The 24841-nt window shown below is 45.3% G+C and carries 24 protein-coding genes; 23 read left to right on the top strand and 1 reads right to left on the bottom strand.

Translation table 11 applies throughout. From position 1 onward, the window contains the following. Positions 1-143 precede the first annotated feature (143 nt). The 23 genes from yfmF to ACFPXP_RS06920 all read left to right on the top strand — a co-directional run bounded on the left by yfmF (position 144) and on the right by ACFPXP_RS06920 (position 23299). Positions 144-1451, top strand: coding sequence for an EF-P 5-aminopentanol modification-associated protein YfmF (yfmF, locus tag ACFPXP_RS07030; protein ID WP_379893516.1), 1308 nt, complete (start codon positions 144-146; stop codon positions 1449-1451). Beyond that, the gene (gene yfmH / locus ACFPXP_RS07025; protein WP_379893515.1) at positions 1432-2718 is read left to right on the top strand and encodes an EF-P 5-aminopentanol modification-associated protein YfmH; all 1287 of its coding nucleotides are present in this window, start codon (positions 1432-1434) and stop codon (positions 2716-2718) included. The genes yfmF and yfmH overlap by 20 nt, the downstream gene beginning before the upstream one ends. Then, positions 2715-3464 carry an elongation factor P 5-aminopentanone reductase gene (gene ymfI / locus ACFPXP_RS07020; protein ID WP_379893514.1) on the top strand — a complete coding sequence of 250 codons (750 nt, stop codon included), beginning with the start codon at positions 2715-2717 and terminating at the stop codon, positions 3462-3464. The genes yfmH and ymfI overlap by 4 nt, the downstream gene beginning before the upstream one ends. A 97-nt stretch (positions 3465-3561) precedes the next feature. Further along, positions 3562-3813 carry a DUF3243 domain-containing protein gene (locus tag ACFPXP_RS07015; protein ID WP_379893513.1) on the top strand — a complete coding sequence of 84 codons (252 nt, stop codon included), beginning with the start codon at positions 3562-3564 and terminating at the stop codon, positions 3811-3813. 280 nt (positions 3814-4093) lie between these two features. Continuing rightward, positions 4094-4858 (top strand): DUF3388 domain-containing protein, encoded by a 765-nt coding sequence (locus ACFPXP_RS07010; RefSeq protein ID WP_379893511.1) that lies wholly within the window; start codon positions 4094-4096, stop codon positions 4856-4858. Positions 4859-4902: 44 nt separating this feature from the next. Next, positions 4903-5802, top strand: a complete 900-nt coding sequence (locus ACFPXP_RS07005) for a helix-turn-helix domain-containing protein (RefSeq protein WP_379893510.1) — start codon at positions 4903-4905, stop codon at positions 5800-5802. Between the two features lie 95 nt (positions 5803-5897). Then, complete coding sequence (locus ACFPXP_RS07000) at positions 5898-6389, top strand: YajQ family cyclic di-GMP-binding protein (protein ID WP_379893684.1); 492 nt, start codon at positions 5898-5900, stop codon at positions 6387-6389. Positions 6390-6516: 127 nt separating this feature from the next. Continuing rightward, positions 6517-7851 (top strand): 30S ribosomal protein S12 methylthiotransferase RimO, encoded by a 1335-nt coding sequence (gene rimO / locus ACFPXP_RS06995; protein ID WP_379893509.1) that lies wholly within the window; start codon positions 6517-6519, stop codon positions 7849-7851. Next, positions 7848-8426, top strand: coding sequence for a CDP-diacylglycerol--glycerol-3-phosphate 3-phosphatidyltransferase (gene pgsA, locus ACFPXP_RS06990; protein ID WP_379893508.1), 579 nt, complete (start codon positions 7848-7850; stop codon positions 8424-8426). The genes rimO and pgsA overlap by 4 nt, the downstream gene beginning before the upstream one ends. 304 nt (positions 8427-8730) lie before the next feature. After that, on the top strand, positions 8731-9987 hold the full coding sequence (locus ACFPXP_RS06985) for a competence/damage-inducible protein A (protein ID WP_379893507.1): 1257 nt from the start codon (positions 8731-8733) through the stop codon (positions 9985-9987). A 239-nt stretch (positions 9988-10226) separates the two neighbouring features. Further along, entirely contained in the window at positions 10227-11279 is a 1053-nt protein-coding gene (gene recA / locus ACFPXP_RS06980; RefSeq protein WP_379893506.1) for a recombinase RecA, read from the top strand. Between the two features lie 90 nt (positions 11280-11369). After that, positions 11370-12035, top strand: coding sequence for a RecX family transcriptional regulator (locus ACFPXP_RS06975; protein ID WP_379893505.1), 666 nt, complete (start codon positions 11370-11372; stop codon positions 12033-12035). Between the two features lie 279 nt (positions 12036-12314). Continuing rightward, a complete protein-coding gene (rny, locus tag ACFPXP_RS06970) occupies positions 12315-13856 on the top strand; it encodes a ribonuclease Y (RefSeq protein WP_379893504.1) in 1542 nt (513 codons plus the stop codon). 150 nt (positions 13857-14006) lie between these two features. Beyond that, positions 14007-14801: a TIGR00282 family metallophosphoesterase gene (locus ACFPXP_RS06965; RefSeq protein WP_379893683.1), complete on the top strand. Its 795-nt coding sequence runs from the start codon at positions 14007-14009 to the stop codon at positions 14799-14801. Between the two features lie 100 nt (positions 14802-14901). Then, positions 14902-15162 carry a stage V sporulation protein S gene (locus tag ACFPXP_RS06960; protein ID WP_091226192.1) on the top strand — a complete coding sequence of 87 codons (261 nt, stop codon included), beginning with the start codon at positions 14902-14904 and terminating at the stop codon, positions 15160-15162. A 124-nt stretch (positions 15163-15286) separates the two neighbouring features. Further along, on the top strand, positions 15287-16222 hold the full coding sequence (locus ACFPXP_RS06955; RefSeq protein WP_379893503.1) for a dipeptidase: 936 nt from the start codon (positions 15287-15289) through the stop codon (positions 16220-16222). Positions 16223-16490: 268 nt separating this feature from the next. Beyond that, on the top strand, positions 16491-18239 hold the full coding sequence (locus tag ACFPXP_RS06950; protein WP_379893502.1) for a 2-oxoacid:acceptor oxidoreductase subunit alpha: 1749 nt from the start codon (positions 16491-16493) through the stop codon (positions 18237-18239). After that, on the top strand, positions 18226-19092 hold the full coding sequence (locus ACFPXP_RS06945; protein WP_379893501.1) for a 2-oxoacid:ferredoxin oxidoreductase subunit beta: 867 nt from the start codon (positions 18226-18228) through the stop codon (positions 19090-19092). The genes ACFPXP_RS06950 and ACFPXP_RS06945 overlap by 14 nt, the downstream gene beginning before the upstream one ends. 116 nt (positions 19093-19208) lie before the next feature. Then, positions 19209-19778, top strand: a complete 570-nt coding sequence (pduL, locus tag ACFPXP_RS06940; protein ID WP_379893500.1) for a phosphate propanoyltransferase — start codon at positions 19209-19211, stop codon at positions 19776-19778. Positions 19779-19995: 217 nt separating this feature from the next. Further along, positions 19996-21474 carry a tRNA (N6-isopentenyl adenosine(37)-C2)-methylthiotransferase MiaB gene (gene miaB / locus ACFPXP_RS06935; RefSeq protein ID WP_379893499.1) on the top strand — a complete coding sequence of 493 codons (1479 nt, stop codon included), beginning with the start codon at positions 19996-19998 and terminating at the stop codon, positions 21472-21474. A gap of 150 nt (positions 21475-21624) precedes the next feature. Next, positions 21625-22092, top strand: coding sequence for a RicAFT regulatory complex protein RicA family protein (locus ACFPXP_RS06930; protein ID WP_379893498.1), 468 nt, complete (start codon positions 21625-21627; stop codon positions 22090-22092). Between the two features lie 46 nt (positions 22093-22138). Further along, a complete protein-coding gene (locus tag ACFPXP_RS06925; protein WP_379893682.1) occupies positions 22139-22630 on the top strand; it encodes a CYTH domain-containing protein in 492 nt (163 codons plus the stop codon). A gap of 30 nt (positions 22631-22660) precedes the next feature. Further along, positions 22661-23299 (top strand): hypothetical protein, encoded by a 639-nt coding sequence (locus ACFPXP_RS06920; protein WP_379893497.1) that lies wholly within the window; start codon positions 22661-22663, stop codon positions 23297-23299. A 74-nt stretch (positions 23300-23373) separates the two neighbouring features. On the opposite strand, the gene ACFPXP_RS06915 is transcribed toward ACFPXP_RS06920, so the two are convergent. Next, positions 23374-24837: a copper amine oxidase N-terminal domain-containing protein gene (locus tag ACFPXP_RS06915; RefSeq protein WP_379893496.1), complete on the bottom strand. Its 1464-nt coding sequence runs from the start codon at positions 24835-24837 to the stop codon at positions 23374-23376. Between the last annotated feature and the right edge of the window lie 4 nt (positions 24838-24841).

The following is a 24841-nucleotide window of genomic DNA, read 5'->3' as shown; positions in this document are numbered from 1 at the left end:
TAAGTTGGCAGCTTCCGACTGGTTTTATTTTGCAAACCAATTGGAATGAATTGTAATGGATGAATCAAATAAGGTAGAATATCGGTAACAGGTATTCGGTGACAGCCATCCTGTAACCTCCGTAAAAGGAAGGAGTATGAATATTGAACAAACAAAGCTTTGAGCGGTCTCATGTTCGTCAAATTCGAATTCATGTGATGCCTACAGATCGATTTAAGACTTTTTCCATCTCACTGTTCGCAGGAACCCCGCTGCGCGAGCAGACGGTTACGCCTACGGCACTGCTGCCGTTTGTATTGCGGAGGGGGACGAAGCGTTACCCGCTCACCAAGCAGTTTCGAGAGCGTTTGGATGATTTGTACGGCGCTGGCTTTGGCTTTGATATATATAAGCGCGGCGATTATCAGATGGTTCAGTTTAAAATGGATACAATACACCAAGACTACGTGCATGCGGAGAAGGATGATTTATTGAGAGCATCTCTGACCTTTCTCGGTGAGGTACTCTGTTCCCCGGTAATCGAGAACGATATACTGAAAACTCAATACGTACAATCTGAAAAAAATACACTTACTAAACGGATCGAATCCATCATTAATGATAAAATCAGATACGCTGCGGAGCGGTGCGTGGAAGAAATGTGCAAGGACGAACCATACAGGCTTCATCCGCTAGGACAAATTGAGCGTATCCCAGAAATAGATGCGGAAAGCTTGACCTCCCATTATCACAGCTGGCTGAATGAAGCAGTGATGGATCTGTATGTCGTCGGCAACACGACGATGGAAGAAGTAACGAAAATCGTCGAGGAGGCATTTCCGTTATCTCGCAGCAGCAGTCCGGGTTATGAGAGCCATTCGCATAATGTGCAGGCAAAAGATGTCCAAACGGTTGTTGAACGATTAGATGTCACACAAGGCAAGCTAAACTTAGGACTTAGATCCAAAATCCGCTACGCCGACCAGGATTACCCGGCAGCGCTGATGTACAATGGCGTGTTAGGCGCTTATCCTCACTCCAAGCTGTTTATTAATGTCAGGGAAAAAGAAAGCCTCGCCTACTATGCTGCATCTCGATATGATGGTCATAAAGGAATCATTACGATACAGTCAGGAATTGAGATTGAGAATTATGAGAAAGCACTGCGTATTATTCAAAAACAGCTTGATTCCATGAAAAACGGAGAAATTACCGATTTAGAACTAGCCCAGACGAAAGCGATGATCCGCAATCAGCTGCTTGAACTCAACGATTCCGCCTTTGAAATGATCGGCTACGACTTTAACGGTGTGCTTTCGGGGGTACATCGAGATACCGATGCCTTTATTGAGATGATTGAACAAATCGACCGCGGAAAAGTGCAGCAGGCCGCAGAACAGGTGGAGCTCGATACGGTCTATTTCCTTCGCAATGAAAAGGAGGTACTTGCAGATGCAGACAAAAACGTATGAGCAGCTTCAGGAGACGCTGTATTTTGAAAAATTGGATAACGGCCTGAGCTTATATGTGCTGCCCAAAAAAGGCTTCCGTAAAACTTTTGCGACGTTTTCCACAAAATATGGATCGATCGACAACGATTTTCAGGTGCAGGGAAAAGAGCGTACGCAGGTACCTGATGGAATTGCGCATTTTCTTGAGCATAAAATGTTCGAGGAGCCGGAAGGGGATATTTTCGCGCGTTTTGCATCGCAAGGAGCATCGGCGAATGCATACACAAGCTTTGATAAGACGGTTTATTTATTTTCTTCGACCGGTGAAGTGCCTAAAAACCTGGAGACACTCATCGATTTTGTACAAAATCCTTATTTTACGGATGATAATGTCGAGAAGGAAAAAGGAATTATTGGGCAGGAAATCAATATGTACAGAGACAATCCGGACTGGCGGGTATATTACGGGTTGATCGAAGCATTGTACCAGCGGCATCCGGTACATATTGATATTGCCGGAACGATTCCATCGATTACTCAGATTACGAAAGAAATGCTCTACACATGCTATCATTCCTTTTATCATCCATCCAATATGTCATTGTTCGTTGTAGGTGGCGTAGATCCGGATGAAATCAGCACGCTGGTAAAGCAGAACCAAAGCCGGAAGAAATTCGAACCACAGGGTCATATCGAGCGGTTTTTACCGGATGAACCGCAGGAAGTCCGGGAAAAGGTTCGCAGGAATACACTGCCTGTCTCGCTTCCGAAATTTTATATGGGCTTCAAAGAAACAGATCTGCAGGAACAAGGCCCTGATCTGCAAAGAAAAGATGTGGAAATGCGCATTGTAATGGATATCTTGTTCAGCTCCACATCCGATTTGTATCAGAAACTCTATGATGAAGGGTTGATTACGGATCAGTTCGGCAGTGATTATCGAAGCCATCCTCGTTATGCCTTCTCGGTCATTGGCGGAGATACGAAGGACCCGCAAAAATTAGAAGAGACGATTCAACAGGAATTGTCAAACGTGTTGAAACAGGGACTCAGTGAACATGATTTTGAACGGACTCGCAAGAAGAAGATGGGCGGTTACTTGCGAATGCTGAACTCTCCGGAAGGCATTGCCAACCAATTTACCGATTATCTGTTCAAGGGAATGGACTTTTTCGAAACATTGAGCTTGTATGAGTCTGTTACTTTAGATCAGATTAATGAACGAATGAGAAAACACTTTGATTGGAATCGATGTGCGGTATCTATCGTATCGAGTGATAAAAAATGACGAAAGCGTTAGGGGATATGACGGTCCTCATCACAGGAGCCAGCAGGGGGATTGGAGCTGCGATAGCAAAGCGTTTTGCTTCCGCGGGTATGAATATTGTGATTCATTACCGCGAATCGCATGAAGCCGCCAATGAGGTGGCCAGAAGCTGCCTAGAGCTGGGAGCTCAAGTCCTGACGGTGACGGCCGACGTATCAAAGAAAAATCAGATTGATAAAATGGTGGAGAAGCTGGAGCAGCACGGCATGCTTCCGAATGTGCTGATCAACAACGCGGGAATTTCACACTTTGGCCTGATCTCCGATGTGTCTGAGGAAGAATGGGATGAAGTGATGAATGTGAATTTAAAAGGCATGTTTCTGTGCACGCAGGCTTTTTTGCCGCAGATGATCAGACAAAAATGGGGACGGATTATTAACGTATCTTCCGTATGGGGACTTACGGGCGCATCTTGTGAGTCGGTATATTCTACGGCAAAGGGCGGAGTGAATGCATTTACGAAGGCACTCGCCAAAGAGCTGGCACCTTCCCACATTACAGTTAATGCGATAGCGCCGGGTGTCATTGATACCGAGATGAACCATCGATTGGATGGAGAAGAAAAGCTGGCATTGCAGTCCGAAATACCGGCAGGCCGTTTTGGCCAGCCGGAGGAAATCGCATCACTTGCTTATTTTCTTGCCCTTCCGGAATCAAGCTACATTACAGGACAAATTATTAGCCCTAATGGCGGATGGCTCACTTAGATTTCAAACAACTGCTAGCAGCCCTTTGCATAAATCAAGGACAGCAGACACATATTATAGTTGTTCCTCGAATTTATGGATTAAGGGGTGAGCGTACATGTCCACAGTATTGGAAACCTTCGACAGATGGAAAAGCTTTTTGGCTGAGCGCGTCAACGCCGCTCAAAAGCTTGGTGTCAGCGATGAGATGATTTCCAAGCTGGCTTATGAAATTGGCCAATTCCTTGATGAAAAAGTAGATCCGAAGAACGACCAAGAGCGTTTGCTTAAGGAATTATGGGATGTTGGATCTGAAGATGAGAAAAAGACAATGGCTCGTCTAATGGTCAAATTGGTGGATACAAAATAATGACGACAAAGCCTCCTATCATGGAGGCTTTGCCTATAATACAAGAAAGCTTCAGGTTCATACGGTTTTGCAATGGATTCTTTGCTTTTTATATCGAAGAACTTTTTTTTCTAGAAGGAATCATCTATTCATTGTAGAATACATTCAAAGAAAGAGTTCTACAAAACAACATTTATCGACTATTTTCTCAATTTATTCGACTTTTTGATTAGAAATTTCGTCTAAGAGTATAGAATAGATGAATGTGAACAGCACACCATACCTGTGATGAGGTGTTATTTTGGAATTAACACAGTGGTACATGGAATACAAGATACATAAGAATAGGCCTGGGTTATTGGGAGATATCGCTTCACTTATGGGGATGCTTGACATTAACATTTTGACCATCAATGGAGTGGACGATTATACGCGCGGCATGCTGCTCGAAACTGCAGATGATGAAAAAATCGATGTGATGGGTAAAATGCTGCAAAAAGTGGATAATATAACCGTAACCAAATTAAGGGCACCGAAATTAGTGGATATTCTCGCCGTTAGGCATGGACGATATATTGAAAGAGATTCCGACGATAAAAAGACATTTCGTTTTACTCGTGACGAATTAGGACTATTGGTTGATTTTCTTGGTGAAGTCTTCAAAAGAGAAGGAAATCAGGTCATCGGACTCAGAGGCATGCCTCGCGTGGGGAAAACGGAAAGTATTATTGCCGGAAGCGTGTGTGCCAACAAGAGGTGGTCTTTCCTATCCTCAACGCTGTTGAGGCAAACGGTGAGAAGCATGATGTCCGAAGAAGAAATGAGTCCGGATAACGTTTTTATTATCGATGGAATTGTAAGCACAATCAGAGCCAACGAAAAACACGTTCAATTGCTAAAGGAAATCATGGAAATGCCATCGACCAAGGTGATTGAGCATCCGGACATCTTTGTCCGAGAGTCGGAATATAATTATGATTGCTTCGATTGTATTGTGGAGCTGCGCAACGATCCAGATGAGGTCATTGATTACGAAGCCATTACGACGAGTATTGAGGGCTTCTGAGATGCTTGTAAATAGAACATAAGGGAATGCCGGAGGTGAACGGATTGTCTGACTTGGGAGAAATACTAAAGACGGCAAGAACGGAAAAAGGGATCACATTAGATGAACTGCAGGATCAAACCAAAATACGGAAAACGTATCTAGAAGCTATTGAAGCGGGAAATTATAAAATCCTTCCGGGCAATTTTTATGTAAGAGCTTTTATTAAAAGCTACGCAGAGGCTGTGGGTCTTGATCCGGCCGAGGTGATGAGTCATTATCAGAACGACATTCCGAAGCCAGAACCGGAGCCTGCTGCAGTAGAAAACTCGAGACCGCGTTCCAGCCGGTTAAGAAATACGGATAAAATCGCCAAATGGGCTTCTTCTCTGCTGCTGCTTTCATTTATTGTGCTCATCGCGGTTGTCATCTACACTTTTGTTGTAAAGGGCGACGATGGTTCTAACGAAAGCGTAGACAACAATCCTCCTATTACGGACAGCAGAAGCAATTTGGAAGCTGGGCTGGTGAACGGGGGAGATGAAGAGCAGGCGGATGATGGTGAGAAGCCGGCTGACAATGGAGCATCTGAAGAGCAGGAACCGGAACAGGAGCCCGTTCAGGAAGTCGAAGTGTCTTATGTTGGAACAGACAGCAGCACTTACATTTATACCATCAATAACACGAAAGAATTAAGTGTCGAATTCATAGCTGCGAACGGAGAATGCTGGGCCCAAGTGAAGAGCGGCAACAGCAACGGTGAAGTTTTGGTAGAGAAAAAATATAATAAAGGTGAACAGGAAACCTTCACTGCTCAAAATTCATTGTGGATTCGCATGGGTAATCCAAGCGCTGTACAAATTAAGGTGAACGGGAAGCTGATTGAGGAAGAAAAATTAAAAGAAAGCAGTCCGTGGAACATCCAATTGAACCTTTCTAATTCCGCAACGGAATCGCCGGCATAGGTTTACAACGAAGCGCATCAGGGGATGCGCCTTTTCTTTGCATTTTTTTCCTGATATAATGAGGTTGATTTTTGATGAAAGGTCGTGTGAGGACAATGGCTTCAGAATCTTCTTTTGATATTGTTTCCCAAATTGATATGCAGGAGGTTAACAATGCCGTTCAGCAAGCAATGAAGGAAATTGAAACCCGCTTTGATTTCAAAGGCTCCAAGAGCTCGATCAAGCTGGAAAAGGATGAGATCGTTCTGATCTCGGATGATGAATATAAATTAAAAAATGTCATAGACATTCTTCAATCCAAGATGGTGAAGCGCGGTATTCCGATTCGCAACTTGGAGTTTGGCAAGGTGGAAGGTGCAGCATCGGCAACGGTTAGACAAAACGTGAAGTTGATCTCAGGCATTGAGCAGGCGCATGCGAAAAAAATCAATCAACTGATTCGTGACTCAAAGCTAAAGGTCAAAAGCCAGATTCAAGGGGATCAAATTCGCGTTACCGGCAAAAGCAGAGACGATTTGCAGCAGGTTATTCAGATCTTGAGGGAAGCGGATTTGCCCATCGAGCTGCAATTCATAAATTACCGATAAATTTTAGCGAAATTACTTTTTTGACACCCTATCAGGGCTTGTATTATACTTTATCAGGGCTTGTATTATACTTTGAAAAGAGTTTCCATTGTGAGTAGCAATGCAGGCACGATACTGGGGGATAGCCATGACTGAAAAAGTAAAAGTAGTGACGCTCGGTTGTGAGAAAAATTTAGTTGACTCGGAAATTATGTCTGGTCTGATAGATTCAAGAGGATATCAGCTGGTTGACAATAAAGAAGACGCCACGATCATTATCGTCAATACGTGTGGTTTTATCGATGCGGCGAAAGAAGAGTCGGTGAATACGATTTTGGAAATGGCCGACTTGAAGGAAACGGCGAATTTGAAAGCACTGATTGTATCGGGCTGTCTAACACAGCGCTATAAGGAAGTACTGATGCAGGAAATGCCGGAGATCGATGGAATCGTCGGAACAGGCGACTTCCACCGAATCAATGACATCATTGACGAAGCGATGGGCGGTAAAAAGCCGATCTATGTTGGAAATCCTATTTTCAACTACGAACAGGCCCTTCCGAGAAAAGTGGCCACTCCGCGTTACACTGCGTATGTAAAAATTGCAGAAGGCTGCGACAATGCTTGTACGTTCTGCAGTATACCGATCATGAGAGGGAAATTCAGAAGTCGTACCGTAGAATCGATCCTTTCCGAGGTGAAACAGCTCGCATCCCAAGGTGTGAAGGAAATCAGCTTGATCGCGCAAGATTCTACCAACTACGGGTCGGACCTCTACGATCGATTTATGCTTCCTGAGCTGTTGAATCAAGTGAGCCAAGTGGAAGGCATCGAATGGGTACGTCTTCATTATGCATATCCAGGCTTCTTCACTGACGAATTGATAGAAACTATCGCGAAAAACGACAAAATCTGCAAATATATCGATATGCCTCTGCAGCACAGTGAGGATCGGATTTTGAAGCGGATGCGCCGACCGGGAAGACAAAGAGATGCGAGAGAATTGATTGCTAAGATCCGCTCGCATATTCCGGATGTGTCTATTCGTACATCGCTGATTGTAGGTTTTCCTGGTGAAACAGAGGAAGATTTCAATCAACTAAGTGAATTTGTACGGGAAATGAAGTTTGATCGTCTAGGTGTATTTACCTATTCCAACGAAGAGGATACGCCTGCATCGAGACTTCCGGATCATTTGCCGGATGAAGTGAAAGAGTGGCGCGCTAATACGCTGATGGAAATTCAAAGGGAAGTATCGACGGAAGTCAACAGCCGCTTCGTCGGTAAAACATTGGATGTTCTGATTGAACGGTACGATGGACGAAACGATGTCTTTATCGGGAGAAGCCAATATGATGCGCCAGAGATTGACGGTGAGGTGTTCGTTTCCAATGTCCATAAGAACATCGAGATCGGTCAGGTGCATAAAGTGAAAATTACTCATGCATATGAGTACGATTTGTCCGGGGAGGGTCTAGCATGAACCTGGCCAATAAAATCACTTTAGCGAGAATCTTTTTAGTTCCCTTAATTATGTTTTTATTGCTGGTTCGGTTGGACTTTAATCCGATTCGTATCGAAGATTTTACCATTACGTATAATCAAATTTTTGCAACGCTGATTTTTATTATCGCGGCGAGTACGGATGGTCTGGATGGATATATCGCCAGAAAAAGAAAAATGGTATCCAATTTAGGAAAGCTGCTCGATCCTTTAGCAGATAAACTCCTCATTGCCGCCGTACTGATTTCGTTAGTGGACATGGGCAAGCTGGACGCTTGGATTGCCATTGTGATTATCAGCAGAGAGTTCGCGGTCACTGGACTCCGGCAGATTGCGCTTCTGGAAGGAAAAGTGCTTGCGGCAAGCAAGTGGGGGAAATGGAAGACGGCGATTCAAATTGCAGCTATTATCGTGCTGCTTATTAACAACTTTCCATTCACATTCTTGGATATTCCGGTTGACTTGATCGCAAGCTGGGCGATGGCGGCCATCACGATTTATTCGGGTATCGATTATTTTGTGAAGAATAAAGAGTTGTTAGTGCTAAATGCTTAGCTTGACAGAGGCTCCGATCAGGAGCCTTTTTTCGTAGTATTAAAAGGATAACAATTTTGGGGGCTATTAGTTGATGACTGTATTGCTCTGAGTAGAATAGAAAGGAGTGGGTAATGCCGGAGGAGCGACTTTTGCAGACGTGTTGTTACCAAAAATTTTAATGAAGAGAACATGGCTGCAATGGAGTCCCGGAGGTATTATCCACAACTCCCTATGCTCGGATGAACTCATGCTCGAACCAAAGGACGCCAATAGGCGTTTTCTCATAGAATAAAATGAAAAGTTATGTAGGAGGGATCATAAGATGAAAGCTGAGATTATAGCAGTTGGCACTGAGCTGCTGTTAGGACAAATCGTCAATACGAATGCGCAATACATATCGAAACAGCTGGCGGAGATAGGGATAGACGTTTATTTTCAAACGGTGGTCGGAGACAATCGCGAAAGAATTCAAGAAGCTCTCCGCATGGCTCAGCAGCGTGCAGATGTGATTGTGTTGACTGGAGGACTGGGACCCACGGAGGATGATTTAACCAGGGATGCCGTCGCAGAATTTACCGGGAACACGCTGGCGTTCGATCGTGCAGCTTTGCAGCAGTTGGAGACTTATTTTCACAATCGCGGCATGGCGATGACTGAGAACAATCGCCGCCAGGCCTTATTTATTGAAGGAGCGGATGTGCTTCCTAATGATGCGGGACTGGCGATTGGATCCGCGCTGCAAGCCGGCAATACCCTGTATATACTGCTGCCAGGTCCTCCTAAGGAGCTGAAACCCATGTTCGAACGGTACGCGAAGCCTTGGCTGTTAAAGCATCTAGGACAGGAAATTCGCTCGCTGCATTCGGTTATGCTCAAGTTCGCAGGAATCGGTGAATCGATATTAGCCGATCGGCTTGCTGATCTTATCGATGGCCAGCACGACCCTACGATCGCACCTTATGCGCAGGAAGGAGAAGTGACGATTCGGGTCAGTACGAAAGCGTCTGATCCGGCAGAGGCGGAACGAAAAATGCGTCCTGTATTGGATGAGATTAAGAAAAGGGCTGGCGAGCATTTGTATGCGGAGACGGATATCCCCCTCGAGCAAGCCATCGTTGAACATTTCGCACAAAATGGTTGGACCGCAGCTGCGGCAGAGAGCTGCACCGGCGGCCTTATCAGTGAAATGATCACATCGGTTCCAGGCAGCTCAAGAGTGTTCGCAGGGGGCATTGTGAGCTATACGAATGAGATTAAGCATCAGTGGCTTGGGATCCCGATGAGTGAGCTGGAAGGTCAAGATGCGCATGGTGCCGTAAGCAGAGAGACAGCTAAGCTGATGGCTGAGCAAATCAGAGAACGGATGAACTGTCGTTTTGGGGTTTCTATTACCGGCGTTGCTGGTCCTTCACCATCGGAAGGGAAACCGGTTGGATTAGTTTATATTGGAATATCCGAGCAGGGCAAACAGACGCAGGTTTTTGAAGAGAGATTTAACGGAGATCGGGTATTAATCCGTTGGAGGGCCGCGAAACGAGCATTATATTTGCTTTGGAAAAGCTCTAAAAATATGGAATAGGGCTTGTCAATCAGCCCAAGCGGCGTTATAATTATAAGTACGGAAGAACCGCAGTGAACGTCCTTTTGCTGCGGTTTTATTTCGGACATTAAATCGAATGTATGTTCGCAAAAAGTGCTTGGCAATCGAAGCAAAACAAGTTATCATACTATTATAACAAGTATCAGATTCATCAGTGAATCCGTATTTTATGCACTCTATTTTACAAACGTTTATTTCATTTAAAGGAAGTGAGTCTTTTGACAGATCGCAGCGCGGCACTAGAAAATGCCCTTCGTCAAATTGAAAAGCAGTTCGGTAAAGGTTCTATTATGAAATTAGGTGAGAACGCAGGAGCCAAGGTAGAGACAGTATCCAGCGGTTCTATTGCGTTAGATATCGCGCTTGGTGTCGGAGGATTTCCAAGAGGCAGAATTATTGAAGTATACGGTCCGGAATCTTCCGGTAAAACGACCGTTTCCCTGCATGCGATTGCTGAAGTACAGAAAGCCGGCGGACAGGCTGCATTTATTGATGCGGAGCATGCTTTGGATCCGCAATATGCTAGTAAATTAGGTGTTAATATTGACGAGCTGCTGCTGTCTCAGCCAGACACAGGAGAGCAGGCGCTGGAAATTGCCGAGGCGCTCGTACGAAGCGGTGCCATCGATGTGATTGTCATTGACTCTGTAGCGGCACTCGTTCCAAAGGCCGAGATTGAAGGCGAGATGGGGGATGCCCACGTCGGACTTCAAGCACGCTTGATGTCTCAAGCATTACGGAAGCTGTCGGGAGCGATCAGCAAATCGAAGACGATTGCGATCTTTATTAACCAGCTCCGTGAAAAAGTAGGCGTCATGTTCGGTAACCCAGAGACCACTCCGGGAGGAAGAGCGCTTAAGTTTTATTCTTCCGTTCGTTTGGATGTGCGTCGTGTTGAATCCATTAAGCAGGGTAACGATGTTGTCGGGAACCGTACAAGAATTAAAGTTGTGAAAAATAAAGTTGCTCCACCGTTTAAGCAGGCAGATGTTGATATTATGTACGGTGAAGGTATTTCCAAAGAAGGCAGCATTATTGATATCGCTACCGAAATGGATATCGTCAATAAGAGCGGTGCTTGGTATTCCTATGAAGGTGAACGTTTAGGTCAGGGCCGTGAGAATGCGAAGCAATTTTTGAAGGATCATCCAGAAGTTTCCGAAACGATTGAATTGAAGATTAGAGAAGCTGCCAGCTTATTGGTTCCTCAAAATGCTTCAATTATAGAGGACGACGATGAAGATGAGGAAACATTGCTTGCACTCGAATAGTTTTGTTGTCATGGAGCGCACCTGAAAGTAGGTGCGTTTTATCATATATAAAACAATGAACGTGAAGCTCTAGTGATCGGCGGTGAAGGGATGGAACAACAATCTAAGGGTGGCGAGATAACATCTATACAGCAGCAGAAAAACAATCCGCATCGATTTAATATCTACATCCAAAACGAATATGCTTTTTCCGTGCATGAGGATGTCATGGTCAAGCATCGGTTGCTGAAAGGCCAAGTTTTAGATGAACAGAAAATAGTATATATTAGCCAAGAAGAAGAACTACATGCTGCTTACGCCGCAGCTGTCCGGTATCTGGGCAGAAGGCCGAGGACGAGGCATGAAATTTCTGTCAAATTAGCGGATCTAGGGTATGAACCCGAACAAATCCAATGGGTAACCGATCGACTTACGGAGCAGCGCTGGATAGACGATCTTGATTTCGCCCAGCGTTTTGCGGCTGACAAGATCCGGCTTCAGAAAAAAGGGACAAAATGGATACAATTTGAATTGAAGAAAAAAGGGATCAGTCCACAATTGATTGATGAGGCGCTAAGGCAAGTCTCCAAGAAGGATGAGCTTGAGCAGGCTGTGTCCGTAGGTCTAAAGAAGTGGAAGCAGTTCGATGGCAAGCCGCTGCCGGAACGAAAGGCGAAGACGATTCAATATTTAATGAGACGAGGATATCCTGGAGAAATATCGAGAATGGCGCTGCAGCGGTTGATGGATGAAGATGAAGACGCTCAATTGGAATAGTATGTGTGATAAGAGAGCAGCTCATACGTTTAAATCCAAAAAAAGAAACATATTGACAGCCCTTCCCTTGACAAAAAAGTTTCACAAAAGATACAATGAAAAATGTGTTACTGTATTATACACAAAGAATTAGTTTCCTCATTACGTCATTGGAAATTAGTTCGAACCATTTCGCCAAATTACATGTGTTATACGGAATCGAATGCAAACAAAATCGGATTAAACAAACCAAATGAGTCCCCAAGCAAGCCTTGGAGAATCAACGGAGGAGGTGATAACGTGGAAGCGTTCCTCTGGGTGTTGATTATTCTCGTAGTTGGTGCTTTGTGCTTAGGGATTGGTTATTATATCCGCAAATCTCTTGCTGAAGCTAAAATCTCCAGTGCTGAAGAGGCTGCTAAACAAATCTTGGAGCACGCCAAGAAGGAAGCGGAGGCACTGAAGAAAGAGACAGTGTTGGAAGCGAAGGACGAAGTCCATAAACTCCGAACTGAAGCTGAAAAAGACATTCGTGAACGTCGGATGGAAACACAACGGCTAGAAAGACGATTGTTGCAAAAAGAGGAATCGCTGGATAAAAAAATAGAATCCTTAGAGCGTAAAGAAGAAAAACTAGCCAACAAAGAGAAACGAATTGAAGAAACCCAAGAGCAAATTGATGAAATTTACAAGCAGCAAGTCAGTGAATTGGAGCGTATTTCCGGCCTAACTATGGACGATGCGAAGAAGATTATACTTCAGAACGTTGAACAAGAGGTTCGGCATGAAACCGCCCAGATGATCAAGGACATTGAGAATCAGGCGAAGGAAGAAGCAGATAAGCGGGCTAGAGAAGTCATCACACTCGCGATCCAACGCTGCGCTGCTGATCATGTGGCTGAAACGACAGTTTCCGTCGTATCACTGCCTAATGAAGAAATGAAAGGCCGGATTATCGGTCGGGAAGGCCGCAATATCCGCGCACTGGAAACATTGACCGGTATTGACCTGATTATTGACGATACCCCAGAAGCGGTCATTCTTTCCGGATTTGATCCCATTCGCAGAGAAATTGCTCGAAATGCACTAGAAAAGCTGGTGTCTGATGGACGAATTCACCCTGCGAGAATTGAAGAGATGGTGGAAAAATCACGTAAAGAAGTGGATGAACGTATTCGGGAATATGGTGAACAAACCACGTTTGAAGTGGGGGTTCATGGTCTGCATCCAGACCTCATAAAGATATTGGGAAGATTAAAATTCCGGACAAGCTATGGACAGAACGTTCTGAAACATTCGATGGAAGTCGCTTATCTCACCGGATTGATGGCTGGAGAGCTAGGCGTAGACGTAACTTTGGCGAAACGAGCAGGACTTCTGCATGACATTGGTAAAGCCCTGGACCATGAGGTAGAGGGTTCACACGTAGAAATTGGCGTGGAAATCGCTAAGAAGTATAAGGAACATCCAGTTGTAATTAATAGTATTGCTTCTCATCATGGCGATTGTGAAGCGAACTCGGTGATTGCGATGCTGGTAGCTGCAGCGGATGCATTGTCTGCTGCTAGACCGGGAGCACGCCGTGAAACGCTGGAAACTTATATTAGACGCCTTGAGAAGCTGGAGGAAATCTCCGAATCGTTCGAAGGTGTTGAAAAATCTTACGCGATTCAAGCGGGTCGAGAAGTACGAGTCATGGTTCAACCCGAAAAAATCGACGATGCGGAATCGTTCCGTCTGGCTCGAGATATTACAAAACGCATTGAAAGTGAACTGGATTATCCAGGACACATCAAGGTCACGGTAATCCGTGAAACGAGAGCCGTCGAATATGCAAAATAGTTGGAACAATGAAAAGTGGCTGAATAGGCCACTTTTTCAATGTTATAAGAATATAGTCACTCTGGAGCATTGTACTTCGTACTTTGAGGAGATCCGGAGGATAATGAACATAAAGACCAGCGTGATAGCGAGGAAGGAGTACGACTTATCATTAAATTATTATTTATTGGAGACATCGTCGGTTCAGTCGGTAGAGATGCGTTGAAGAAAACATTGCCTTACTTAAAACAAAAGTATACCCCTGATTTTATCGTCGTGAATGGAGAAAATGCGGCAGCAGGAAAAGGGATTACACCGGAAATCGCAAAATCCTTTTATGACTGGGGCGTCGATTGTATTACATTGGGTAATCACAGCTGGGATAAAAAGGAGATCTTTGATTACATAGAGGATGAACCAAGAATGATTCGTCCAGCCAATTTTCCGGAAGGAACCCCGGGCCGCGGTTATACCATCATTAAGAAAGGAGGGAAGGAACTGGCCGTTATTAATATTCAAGGCAGAACCTTCCTTCCGCCACTCGATTGTCCTTTTCAGAAGGTGAATCACATCATTGAAGAATTGCCCTTGAAGTTGAAGTGCATTTTTGTGGACTTTCACGCAGAAGCAACGTCGGAGAAAATTGCCATGGGTTGGCATTTGGATGGAAGAGCCTCGGCCGTTGTAGGTACGCATACGCATGTGCAAACCCACGATGAGACCATTTTACCTAGCGGAACAGCCTATGTAACGGATGTTGGGATGGTAGGGTCCAAGGAAGGCGTACTGGGGATGGAGCGGACAGCGGTGCTTCGCAAATTTATGACCCAGCTGCCTGTTAGATTCAATGCGGATACGGGGAAATGGCATTTGCACGGCGTCTATATTGAAATGGATGATGCGTCAGGGAAAGCAACGAAAATTCGTCTGCTTCGTCATTATGAGGATGAAGTCCGATTTGATTAAATCAGATTCATAAGTCGTTTTCCATAAAGAGTCATGAATTAAGTCATCCATGAATACCTTTAATAATGGAATTACTCATCATTCCCGAGGAGGTACTTTCATGGAAGTATTAAAGGTATCAGCAAAATCCAATCCAAATTCCGTAGCTGGTGCATTGGCAGGCGTACTGCGTGAACGCGGATCCGCCGAACTCCAGGCGATTGGGGCAGGTGCACTGAATCAAGCGATAAAAGCGGTCGCCATCGCAAGAGGATTCGTAGCCCCCAGCGGAGTGGACCTCATTTGCGTACCGGCGTTTACGGATATTGTCATTGACGGAGAGGATCGGACAGCCATTAAGTTAATCGTTGAGCCTAGATAGCCGGCAGACGAGAAGAAGTGAAACCTGTTTACCCCGTAGACAGGTTTTTTTGCTTGGAATCTAAAGCGAAGTACATCCTGCGGTTTTATGGACACGACATAAGTCACCGGGGAGGGACGATGAGATGAAAGTGTTTGATTTGCACTGTGACGTCTTGACGAAATTATACAGTGACACCACGATTCACTTTCAGGATGGAAAACGGCTCGATGTTACCTATGATCGTATGAAGGGAGCAGACAATTACATTCAGTGCTTTGCGATCTATTTGCCGGAGCGAATCAGCAGGCCGGACGTTCGTCACTGGCTGCATTATATTCAGGTGTTTCACGAGAAAATATTGTCTTTTCCGGATTTGGTGCAAATTCGCAGCAAAACGGATTTAATTCACTGTGTGCACCATGGAAAGCTTGGAGCGATACTGACGATCGAGGGAATGGATGCGCTGGGCGGTCAGCTTGAGCTGGTTAGAGCGTTCTACGAATTGGGCGTGCGATGCGCCGGAATCACTTGGAATTATGGGAATTGGGCGGCGGATGGGATATTGGAGCCGCGAGGAGGAGGCTTGACGAGAAAAGGGAAGCAATTCGTAGAGCTTTGTAACGAGCTGGGCATCGTTATTGATGTTTCGCACCTTTCGGTTAAAGGCTTTTGGGATGTGTGTGAGGTAAGCGATCAGCCTTTCATCGCATCGCACTCTAACGTGAAGTCCGTTTGCGGTCATCCGCGAAATCTATCGGATGATCAAATCAAGGAAATCATCCGACGCAACGGCAGAATCGGCTTGAATTTTGTTCCTTTTTTTATCTCAAGGAAGCAGGCTTCAATGCATGATTTGCTTCATCATATCGATTATATTTGCGCACTCGGAGGCAGCCGCGTCATCGGTTTTGGTTCTGACTTTGACGGCATCGAGGAATGGACCTATGGGCTTGAACACGCAGGTAAATATCAGGATTGGGCGGAGCTGCTCACCCATCATTACGGCAGTTCTCTTGCGGAACAGTGGCTGTGGAGGAGCATGTACGACTTCTTCCTGCAGCATCTTCCGGACGAATAGGCCGAATACATGCCTTTATATGGGCTGAATTATCTATTTGAGCTATCATAACGATCTAAAAATGCTATATTTCGTTCTAAATATTTCACTTGTATTATTCCTGCTTTAGTCATACCATGGTATTGACTTCCATATGCAGGTTTTTTATATTTTCGACAGGCGGACGTACTCCTTCAAACAAGATCAGTCACTTTCCGCCATTTTTCCAACATATGATCAAGTGGATTGTAAACGTATTCTTGCCATCGATAAAAGGAGTGGACATTTCGTGACCAGAGAGCTTTCGTGGAAAATCGGCGGTCAGCAAGGAGAAGGTCTGGAAAGTACCGACCGCATTTTTTCTACTGCATTAAATAGATTAGGATATTATTTGTACGGTTACAGGCATTTCTCTTCCCGAATTAAGGGAGGACATACGAACAATAAAATTCGAATTAGTACTTCACCGATTCGATCCATCTCAGACGATCTGGATATTTTGGTTGCATTCGACCAAGAGACGATCGATCTGAACGCGGCAGAGCTTCGTGAAGGCGGGATCATTATCGCGGATGCGAAATTCGAGCCAAAAGTTTCAGATGGAGCCGATGCAAGGCTCATTGCCGTGCCTTTTACAGCGATTGCGGAGCAACTGGGAACTTCTTTGATGAAAAATATGGTCGCTACAGGTGCCTCTGTTGCGCTGCTTGGACTGCCGGTCGATGTGGTAAAGCAAGTCGTTGAAGAAGAATTCGGGCGAAAAGGCTCCGCCGTCGTAGTGAAGAACGTAGAAGCCGTAGATCAAGGATATCAATTTGTGCTGAATGAGGTGGGAGGACCTCTCGCCCATTTCCAGTTGGATGCGGGAGATGGCCATCAGCGTCTTTTCATGATCGGTAACGATGCCATTGGCTTAGGCGCCATCGCTGCAGGCTGCCGTTTTATGCCGGCATATCCGATTACACCCGCATCGGAAATTATGGAATATTTGATTAAGCATCTTCCTAAGTTTGGAGGAACGGTCATTCAAACCGAGGATGAGATTGCAGCTGTCACGATGGCGATCGGAGCGAATTACGGGGGAGTTCGGGCAATGACGGCATCTGCTGGACCTGGTCTATCGCTGATGACGGAAGCCATTGGCTTGGCAGGAATGACCGAGACGCCTGTCGTGATCGTCGATACGCAGCGCGGAGGTCCAAGCACAGGACTGCCGACCAAGCAAGAGCAAAGCGATTTGAATGCGATGGTGTACGGAACGCACGGAGAGATTCCGAAGATCGTAATTGCACCCAGCACGGTAGAGGAGTGCTTTTACGATACGATAGAGGCTTTCAATTTGGCTGAGAAGTATCAATGCCCTGTTATTCTGATGACGGATCTGCAGCTTTCACTAGGCAAGCAAACCGCTGAAAATCTAGATTATGAACAAATTCGCATAGAGCGGGGGAAATGGGTTCGCGAACCTGAACCATTAGAGCCGGGAGAACTGTTTGCGAGGTATCAGTTTACCGAGGATGGAATATCTCCAAGGGTGGCTCCAGGTACGCAGCATGGAATTCATCATGTTACAGGAGTAGAGCATGATCAGGAAGGGCGTCCTTCAGAAAGTCCAGCCAATCGGAAGGCGATGATGGAGAAGCGGTTTAAAAAGCTGGAGAATCTGCAGGTGACGAATCCGATTAAGGTGGATGCACCGCATGAGAAACCAGATGTACTTTTCATTGGGATGGGCTCAACCGGGGGGACGATTGATGAAGCGAGAACACGCCTTGAGCGAATGAGTGTAACCACGAACCATGCGACGATTCGTCTTGTTCATCCATTCCCTGCGGAAGAGCTGAAAGCTTATGCAGAGCAAGCGAAGATCATAGCGGTTGTAGAAAACAACTACACGGGCCAACTCGCTGCACAAGTTAGGCTGCATACGATGCAAGCGGAAAAAATCCACAGCATATTAAAATATGATGGGAATCCGTTTTTGCCGTCTGAAATATTCAATAAGACGAAGGAGTTGTGTGAACGTGGCGACATTTAAAGATTTTCGAAATAAGATCAAGCCGAACTGGTGTCCGGGCTGCGGTGACTTCTCCATTCAGGCGGCTATTCAAAGAGCGGCGGCGAACGTCGGATTGGAACCGGAGGATGTTGCCATCGTATCCGGTATTGGATGCTCGGGACGAATCTCCGGATATATTCACGCATACGGATTTCACGGTATACATGGCAGGGCACTGCCGATTGCTCAAGGCTTGAAGATGGCAAACCGTGAATTAACGGTCATTGCCTCCGGCGGCGACGGTGACGGTTTTGCCATCGGCATGGGACACACCGTACACGCGATTCGCCGCAATATGAATATCACGTACATTGTGATGGATAACCAAATTTACGGTTTGACGAAAGGGCAGACCTCACCGCGCAGTGCATTCGGGTTTAAAACGAAAAGTACACCGGAAGGTTCGGTCGAAGATGCGCTGTCTCCTCTGGAGCTCGCTATGGCCGCAGGTGCAACCTTCGTCGCTCAATCGGTCTCCAGCAATATTAAACAGCTGACACGGCTTATCGAAGAAGGAATCAAGCATGACGGCTTCTCTTTCATCAATGTATTCAGTCCATGTGTGACCTTTAATAAAATCAACACCTATGATTGGTTTAAAGAACACATTGTCGATCTGGACGAAGAGGAAGCCTACGACCGCTCGAATCGTACATTAGCCATGACGAAAATTATGGAGACAGGCAGCTTGGCCTGCGGACTCATTTATCAGGATCAAACGAAAAAATCGTATGAGCAGGTCGTATCGGGCTTTAAGCCGGAGCCGTTAGCGAAGCAGGACATTCAATTGACGAAGAAACAATTTGAACAATTGGTGGCAGAATTTAGGTGAAGATGTGAAGGCACACAAGGAATTGTCCGGTGTGCCTTTTATATTAGATGAATTATAGATATAATTGGGTTTGGATAAACTATACTGACATATTAGACGGAAGGAACGATGGAGAGATGAAACAAGTACCAGTCGGCGTATCAGCCAGACATATCCACTTATCTAAGGAGCATATTGAGATCCTCTTTGGACCTGGCTACGAACTGACCGTCATGAAGGACTTATCCCAACCAGGCCAATTCGCTGCGAATGAAACCGTTGCGGTCCATGGTCCTAAAAGCAGTTTTCCTAAAATCAGAATATTGGGACCCGCAAGAGGCAAAACGCAGTTGGAAATTTCACGTACGGATGCTTTTTCGATCGGTGTGAATGCACCGGTTAGAGAATCCGGCCATATTGAAGGGACACCAGGGATTAAAATTGTTGGACCAGCGGGCGAAGTAGAGATCCAAGAGGGCGTCATCGTTGCCGCTAGACATATTCATTTCCATACGAGCGATGCGGAGAAATGGGGCATTCAAGACAAACAAGTCCTGCGTGTTCAATTGAAAGGCGAAAGACCTTTAACATTCGATGATGTCATTGCCAGAGTATCGGACAGCTATGCTCTCGATATGCACATTGACACAGATGAAGCCAATGCGGCTGGCGTAAAAACCGGAGACACGGCGGTTATTTTGGACTAATCCACAGCAGGGCATTCGGATTGTCCGGATGCCTGCTTTTCATGATTCCTTGAATGCGCATACACGTCAGTATGTAAAGACTTGACTTTTCCATCGTTTAATCCGGTACCTATCATATATGTATAATCATCGGCACATCCTTATTTTTTCTTTGTGTCGCCTATAGAGTACATGATATAATGAGAGGATGAATTCGACAGAAAGGAAGATTGTTCACATGGCGAAAACATCCGAAAAGGATTTCTCTATATATTTTCAGCCTCCTTCTCTGAAAGACGCGAAGAAGCGTGGGAAGGAAGACGTCAAGGTTCATTATAATTTTGAGATCCCTGAGGAAATGGAAGGCTTCGGGATCGGAAAAAAATATATGATCCGTACCTTTGGCTGCCAAATGAACGAACACGATACAGAAACCATCAAAGGAATCTTGGAGCAGCTGGGATATACCGATACGGAAGACAGAACCCAAGCAGACTTGATTCTATTAAATACGTGTGCCATTCGTGAGAACGCCGAGGATAAAGTGTTTGGCGAATTAGGCCATTTGAAATCGTTAAAGAGGGAAAATCCGAACCTCGTGCTCGGCGTATGCGGATGTATGTCGCAAGAGGAATCGGTCGTAAATCGTATTCTGCAAAAGCACGCGCACGTTGATCTCATTTTTGGAACACATAATATTCACCGGCTTCCTCATCTCCTTAAGCAAATCTCGTTCGAGAAGGAAATGGTCGTTGAGGTTTGGTCCAAGGAAGGCGATATCGTAGAAAATATGCCGAAGAAGCGGGAAGGCATGAAGGCCTGGGTCAATATTATGTATGGCTGCGATAAATTCTGTACGTATTGTATTGTTCCTTATACGCGAGGTAAAGAAAGAAGCAGACTGCCACAGGACGTGATCCAGGAAGTAAGAGAGCTGGCACGCCAAGGCTACAAAGAAATTATGCTGTTAGGCCAGAACGTAAACGCCTACGGCAAGGATTTTGAGGATATGGATTATGATTTCGGCGATCTCATGAACGATATTCATAAGATCGATATTCCGAGAGTTCGTTTCACAACTTCTCATCCTAGAGACTTCGATGATCATTTGATCGAAGTATTGGCGCAAAAAGGGAATTTGGTAGAGCATATTCATTTGCCGGTACAGTCCGGGAACTCGGAAATCCTGAAGAAAATGAGTCGCAAATATACGAGAGAACGTTATTTAGAACTCGTCAAGAAAATAAAAGCGGCGATACCGGATGTGGTACTGACGACGGATATTATTGTCGGATTTCCTGGTGAGACGGACGAGCAGTTTGAGGATACGATGTCGCTCGTGCGAGAGGTCGAGTATGATTCAGCGTTTACGTTTATTTATTCACCAAGAGAGGGCACTCCAGCTGCGGTCATGGAAGATAACGTTCCGTTGGAAGTGAAGAAGCAGCGTTTGTATCGATTGAATGAACTGCTTGCTGAAATCGGATTGAAGAAAAATCAACAGTTGGTCGGCCAAGTCGTGGAGCTGCTTGTTGAAGGGGAAAGTAAAAATAACCCGGATATGCTTACAGGCCGCACACGTACGAACAAGCTCGTTCATTTTTCCGGTCCGAAGAGCTTGACTGGCCAGTTCGTCCACGTTCGAATTGATCAGGCGAAAACATATTTGCTGACAGGTACACTCGTTGACGTAGAGAAACAAGCGTCAGCCATGTAATGGGGAGACATTAAGTTCAGCGTTTATACGACGAACAGCATGCCGCTGCGTAGTAGAAAGCTGGCGGCGTGTCTGGGATCATCGGAAGAAATCGTTGCTGTACAACGATACGCAATTAGAGGTTATATACGAAGGAGAAGTGTATAGATCATGACAGGACACGCGCACGCGCATGAGCATGGCAAAGGGGACTTAGGCACGATGAAGTCCTATAATGTAGTGGATCTCGTTGTTCGGGAAGATATTATGAAGAAGACGAAGGAATTGGCTGAGCTGATTTCTACTTCGGATGAAGTGATCATGTATCAAAAAGCGGAAAAGCAAATTCAAGCGAACGACAAAATCCAAACTTTAATTGCGCAAATCAAGAAGAAGCAAAAGGAAATCGTCGGTTTTGAATATTTCCAAAATGAAAAAATGGTTAAAAAAATTGAAGCTGAGATGCAGGCTTTGCAGGATGAATTAGATGGAATCCCGCTCGTTCAACAATTCCAGCAAACGCAAACCGACATTAACGATTTACTGCAGTTCGTTGTTCAAATCTTGAAGGACAGCTTATCCGAGAAAATTCAAATTGAAGGTGTTTCTCAGGTGAATCCTGAGAACTGCAGTGATTAATTTCGTTCGATCTCGAATGTCAAAATGGAGGTAAGGAACGTTGGGCATGGAAATCGAAAGAAAGTACCTTCTTCCATCTTTTCCACAGCAGCTGATTGACCAGGATGCGATGAAAATCGTGTCCGTCTTACATATTGAACAAACGTATTTGGCCTTAGTCAAAGATCAGGAACTGCGTGTGAGAAAGCTGGAGGATATTCTCCAGCGAGGGAAAGTGCATTATACACATACGTTTAAACGGGGAAGCGGAATCGCTAGAGAAGAAGTGGAATATGAGATTTCCGCAGAGCTCTATGATCAGCTAGTCAGCTCGCTGAAGAAGGTTCCTCTGCGAAAGACGCGGACGACGGTACTTTTTGAAGGAAGACGGTACGAAATCGATCAATACCATCAATATGATTTGATGACGGTGGAAACGGAATTTGAGAGCGAAGAGGAAGCACATTCGTTTCAGCCTCCGGATTGGTTTGGTGGAGAGGTTGGCGGCGAGCTCGAATATCAAAATAAAAAGCTGTGGGCATCCTTACAACCAGAATAAGATCTCGGCCTAAAGCAGGGAGGAACAGAATTGGCTGAATCGCTGATGATTCGAATAATGTATATTGGATTCGCAGGCTTTTCAGGCTGGCTGTTCTTCTTGCTGTGGCTGCGGCAGGTCACAATCAGACCATTCTATTCCGTTCTCGTCTCGTTATGGCTTGGGATGGCATCTTTTTGTTTATTGGAACTCGGAAAATATGTGATCGATGTCATATGGGGACAAGAAGCAGAGCTGAAGCTTTCAATCCTTGAACTGGATCAGTCTGTTTCGCTGTCGGACGTTCTCATGGCTTTACTGATTGCGATGCTTCTTGGATTGATCTGTGCAGGAATCCTTCGTATGAAACGTTGGAAACCGCTGATGAGCGGACTTCATGTTTCGGATGGTAAAGACAGTCGGGTGAAATGTTTTGTCTTAGACCGCGTAGGCTATGAGATTATTTTAAGGGGCACGGAAAAGGACGAAGCGATTAAGGGGCGTCTGGAGGATGCTGAGTTTTACAGCGAATATGTCGATCTGCTGCTCAGCTCGGTTTCCGTATCGAAGCGGGGACAAGCCTACGAAGTGGATCGGCTGTATGTGACGAAATCGGTCCGTGACGTGATGATCGAGTTCCACGATTGGGAGCTGCAGACCGTTTCACGAAAGCACAGGTCCAAAGCATAGTACGATATATCATTAAAAGGCGACCCGCTTGCCCAAGCGGGTCGCCTTTTTGATGCCTAAAACCACTTCATCTCTTATTGGACTAGCTCTGTAATGAGGACCTGCTGATTTCCTTGCTGCCATTCGCCCTGCAGTCCAAAGTAGGAGAGGGCCTCTATCGGGATCATCATACTGCCGTCTATAATTTGTGCAGGCTGTGAAAGCTGGACAGTCTCGCCGTTCACTTTCATTTCAGTTGAGCCTTGCTTGAGCTTCACGATGCCGTCATTCCATTCGACGAGTGAGGATTTCGTTTCTTCTTCCCACCCAAGAGCAGCACCTTTAAGGATTACAAGTGCCTTAATAGGAATGTACAGCGCATCCTCCTGAGCTACTGGATTGGCCCCCGCAGGTACGTTCTCGCCTTGGTATACGATTTGGATCGAATCGGTATCGAATTGGCTAATATCTAAGTTCTCAACCTGTTTATCGAGGTCGGAGATCATCTTACCAATGGTTTCATCCGTTACTTGATGATCGCCATTAGCCATCGATTGAATGATCCACTCATTGATTTCCAGCGTATGGTGGGATAAGTCCTTGTAGTTATTTGAATCGAAAGTGACCTCTTCCACAGCTTGAAAGTCGAAAATCTTCGCGTTCGGATATTCCGACAAGGTATCCCAAACATACTGCTTGAACTGCTGCTGATTGTTATACCGTTTCGGATTTAACTCGTACCAGACATAATGTCTTAAAACGTGATAGGGGGGATAATAAAATATAAATTCCGTTTCCGGATGCTCCTTCACGAGAGATAAGATGTTAGCATCGAATGCCTTTTTAATCTCTTCAAAATCCTCTTCTGTCTTTACATAGGAGGGTTCTACAGCTTCTGCTCGCTTCAAATCCTTAAGCACGGATTCCGTGCCATAGACGGCATAATAATCCCAGTTATTCAGGTAGTCTAAATTTCTCAAAGTTAAGCTTCCTTGAAGCTTGCCTTTCAATATGTTGATCGTCTGAGTAATGGTCGTATAGTTGAACAAATATTTGATGTCGTTTAGCGGATTCTTATCGTATAAGTAATACGGGAACGGTCCTTGGTCGTCCCGAACCATCGTTTCTCCGCCCTTAACCGAGAAATAATCAAGCCCCCAGATGACATTCTTCACTTGTCCCGTACGGAAAGCTGCTTCCGAAATAAGATGATGCTCATGGGAATAAGAGCCGGACATCGACAGCTTGATGGACTTGCCTCCGAGAACTTCATCTACATAGGAAGGAACGAAATTTTCGGTCATTGAAGATCCGATGATAATCGTATCATAGTCATAATTGCGGGCGAGTCCCGGGTTTTGATATCGCTGCTCCATGGAATACTGCGGTACATACCAGCTGGGCTTACGGTAAAATTGCAGCGGATCAACAATATAAGTAATCAATGCGACAATCGAAACGCTAATGAGTGAAAATACAATGAACCAAATGAAAAAATTACGAGCCTTAGCAGACGATGCGGCGTTAGGTTCGACAGTTGACACGGTTTCTTGTTTCAATGGG

This window comes from Marinicrinis lubricantis, assembly GCF_042658665.1.
Taxonomy (GTDB): Bacteria; Bacillota; Bacilli; order Paenibacillales; family KCTC-33676; genus Marinicrinis; species Marinicrinis lubricantis.
Note: the sequence above shows the minus strand (reverse complement) of the source record. Positions and strands in the feature narration are given on the sequence as shown.

Coding starts and splice junctions, on each gene's coding strand:
- miaB (WP_379893499.1), top strand. CDS start 19,996: ATGGCGAAAACATCCGAAAAGGATTTCTCTATATATTTTCAGCCTCCT.
- ACFPXP_RS06930 (WP_379893498.1), top strand. CDS start 21,625: ATGACAGGACACGCGCACGCGCATGAGCATGGCAAAGGGGACTTAGGC.
- ACFPXP_RS06925 (WP_379893682.1), top strand. CDS start 22,139: ATGGAAATCGAAAGAAAGTACCTTCTTCCATCTTTTCCACAGCAGCTG.
- ACFPXP_RS06975 (WP_379893505.1), top strand. CDS start 11,370: ATGGAACAACAATCTAAGGGTGGCGAGATAACATCTATACAGCAGCAG.
- ACFPXP_RS06985 (WP_379893507.1), top strand. CDS start 8,731: ATGAAAGCTGAGATTATAGCAGTTGGCACTGAGCTGCTGTTAGGACAA.
- pduL (WP_379893500.1), top strand. CDS start 19,209: ATGAAACAAGTACCAGTCGGCGTATCAGCCAGACATATCCACTTATCT.
- rimO (WP_379893509.1), top strand. CDS start 6,517: ATGACTGAAAAAGTAAAAGTAGTGACGCTCGGTTGTGAGAAAAATTTA.
- pgsA (WP_379893508.1), top strand. CDS start 7,848: ATGAACCTGGCCAATAAAATCACTTTAGCGAGAATCTTTTTAGTTCCC.
- ACFPXP_RS07015 (WP_379893513.1), top strand. CDS start 3,562: ATGTCCACAGTATTGGAAACCTTCGACAGATGGAAAAGCTTTTTGGCT.
- ACFPXP_RS06960 (WP_091226192.1), top strand. CDS start 14,902: ATGGAAGTATTAAAGGTATCAGCAAAATCCAATCCAAATTCCGTAGCT.
- ACFPXP_RS07000 (WP_379893684.1), top strand. CDS start 5,898: ATGGCTTCAGAATCTTCTTTTGATATTGTTTCCCAAATTGATATGCAG.
- ACFPXP_RS06955 (WP_379893503.1), top strand. CDS start 15,287: ATGAAAGTGTTTGATTTGCACTGTGACGTCTTGACGAAATTATACAGT.
- ymfI (WP_379893514.1), top strand. CDS start 2,715: ATGACGAAAGCGTTAGGGGATATGACGGTCCTCATCACAGGAGCCAGC.
- yfmH (WP_379893515.1), top strand. CDS start 1,432: ATGCAGACAAAAACGTATGAGCAGCTTCAGGAGACGCTGTATTTTGAA.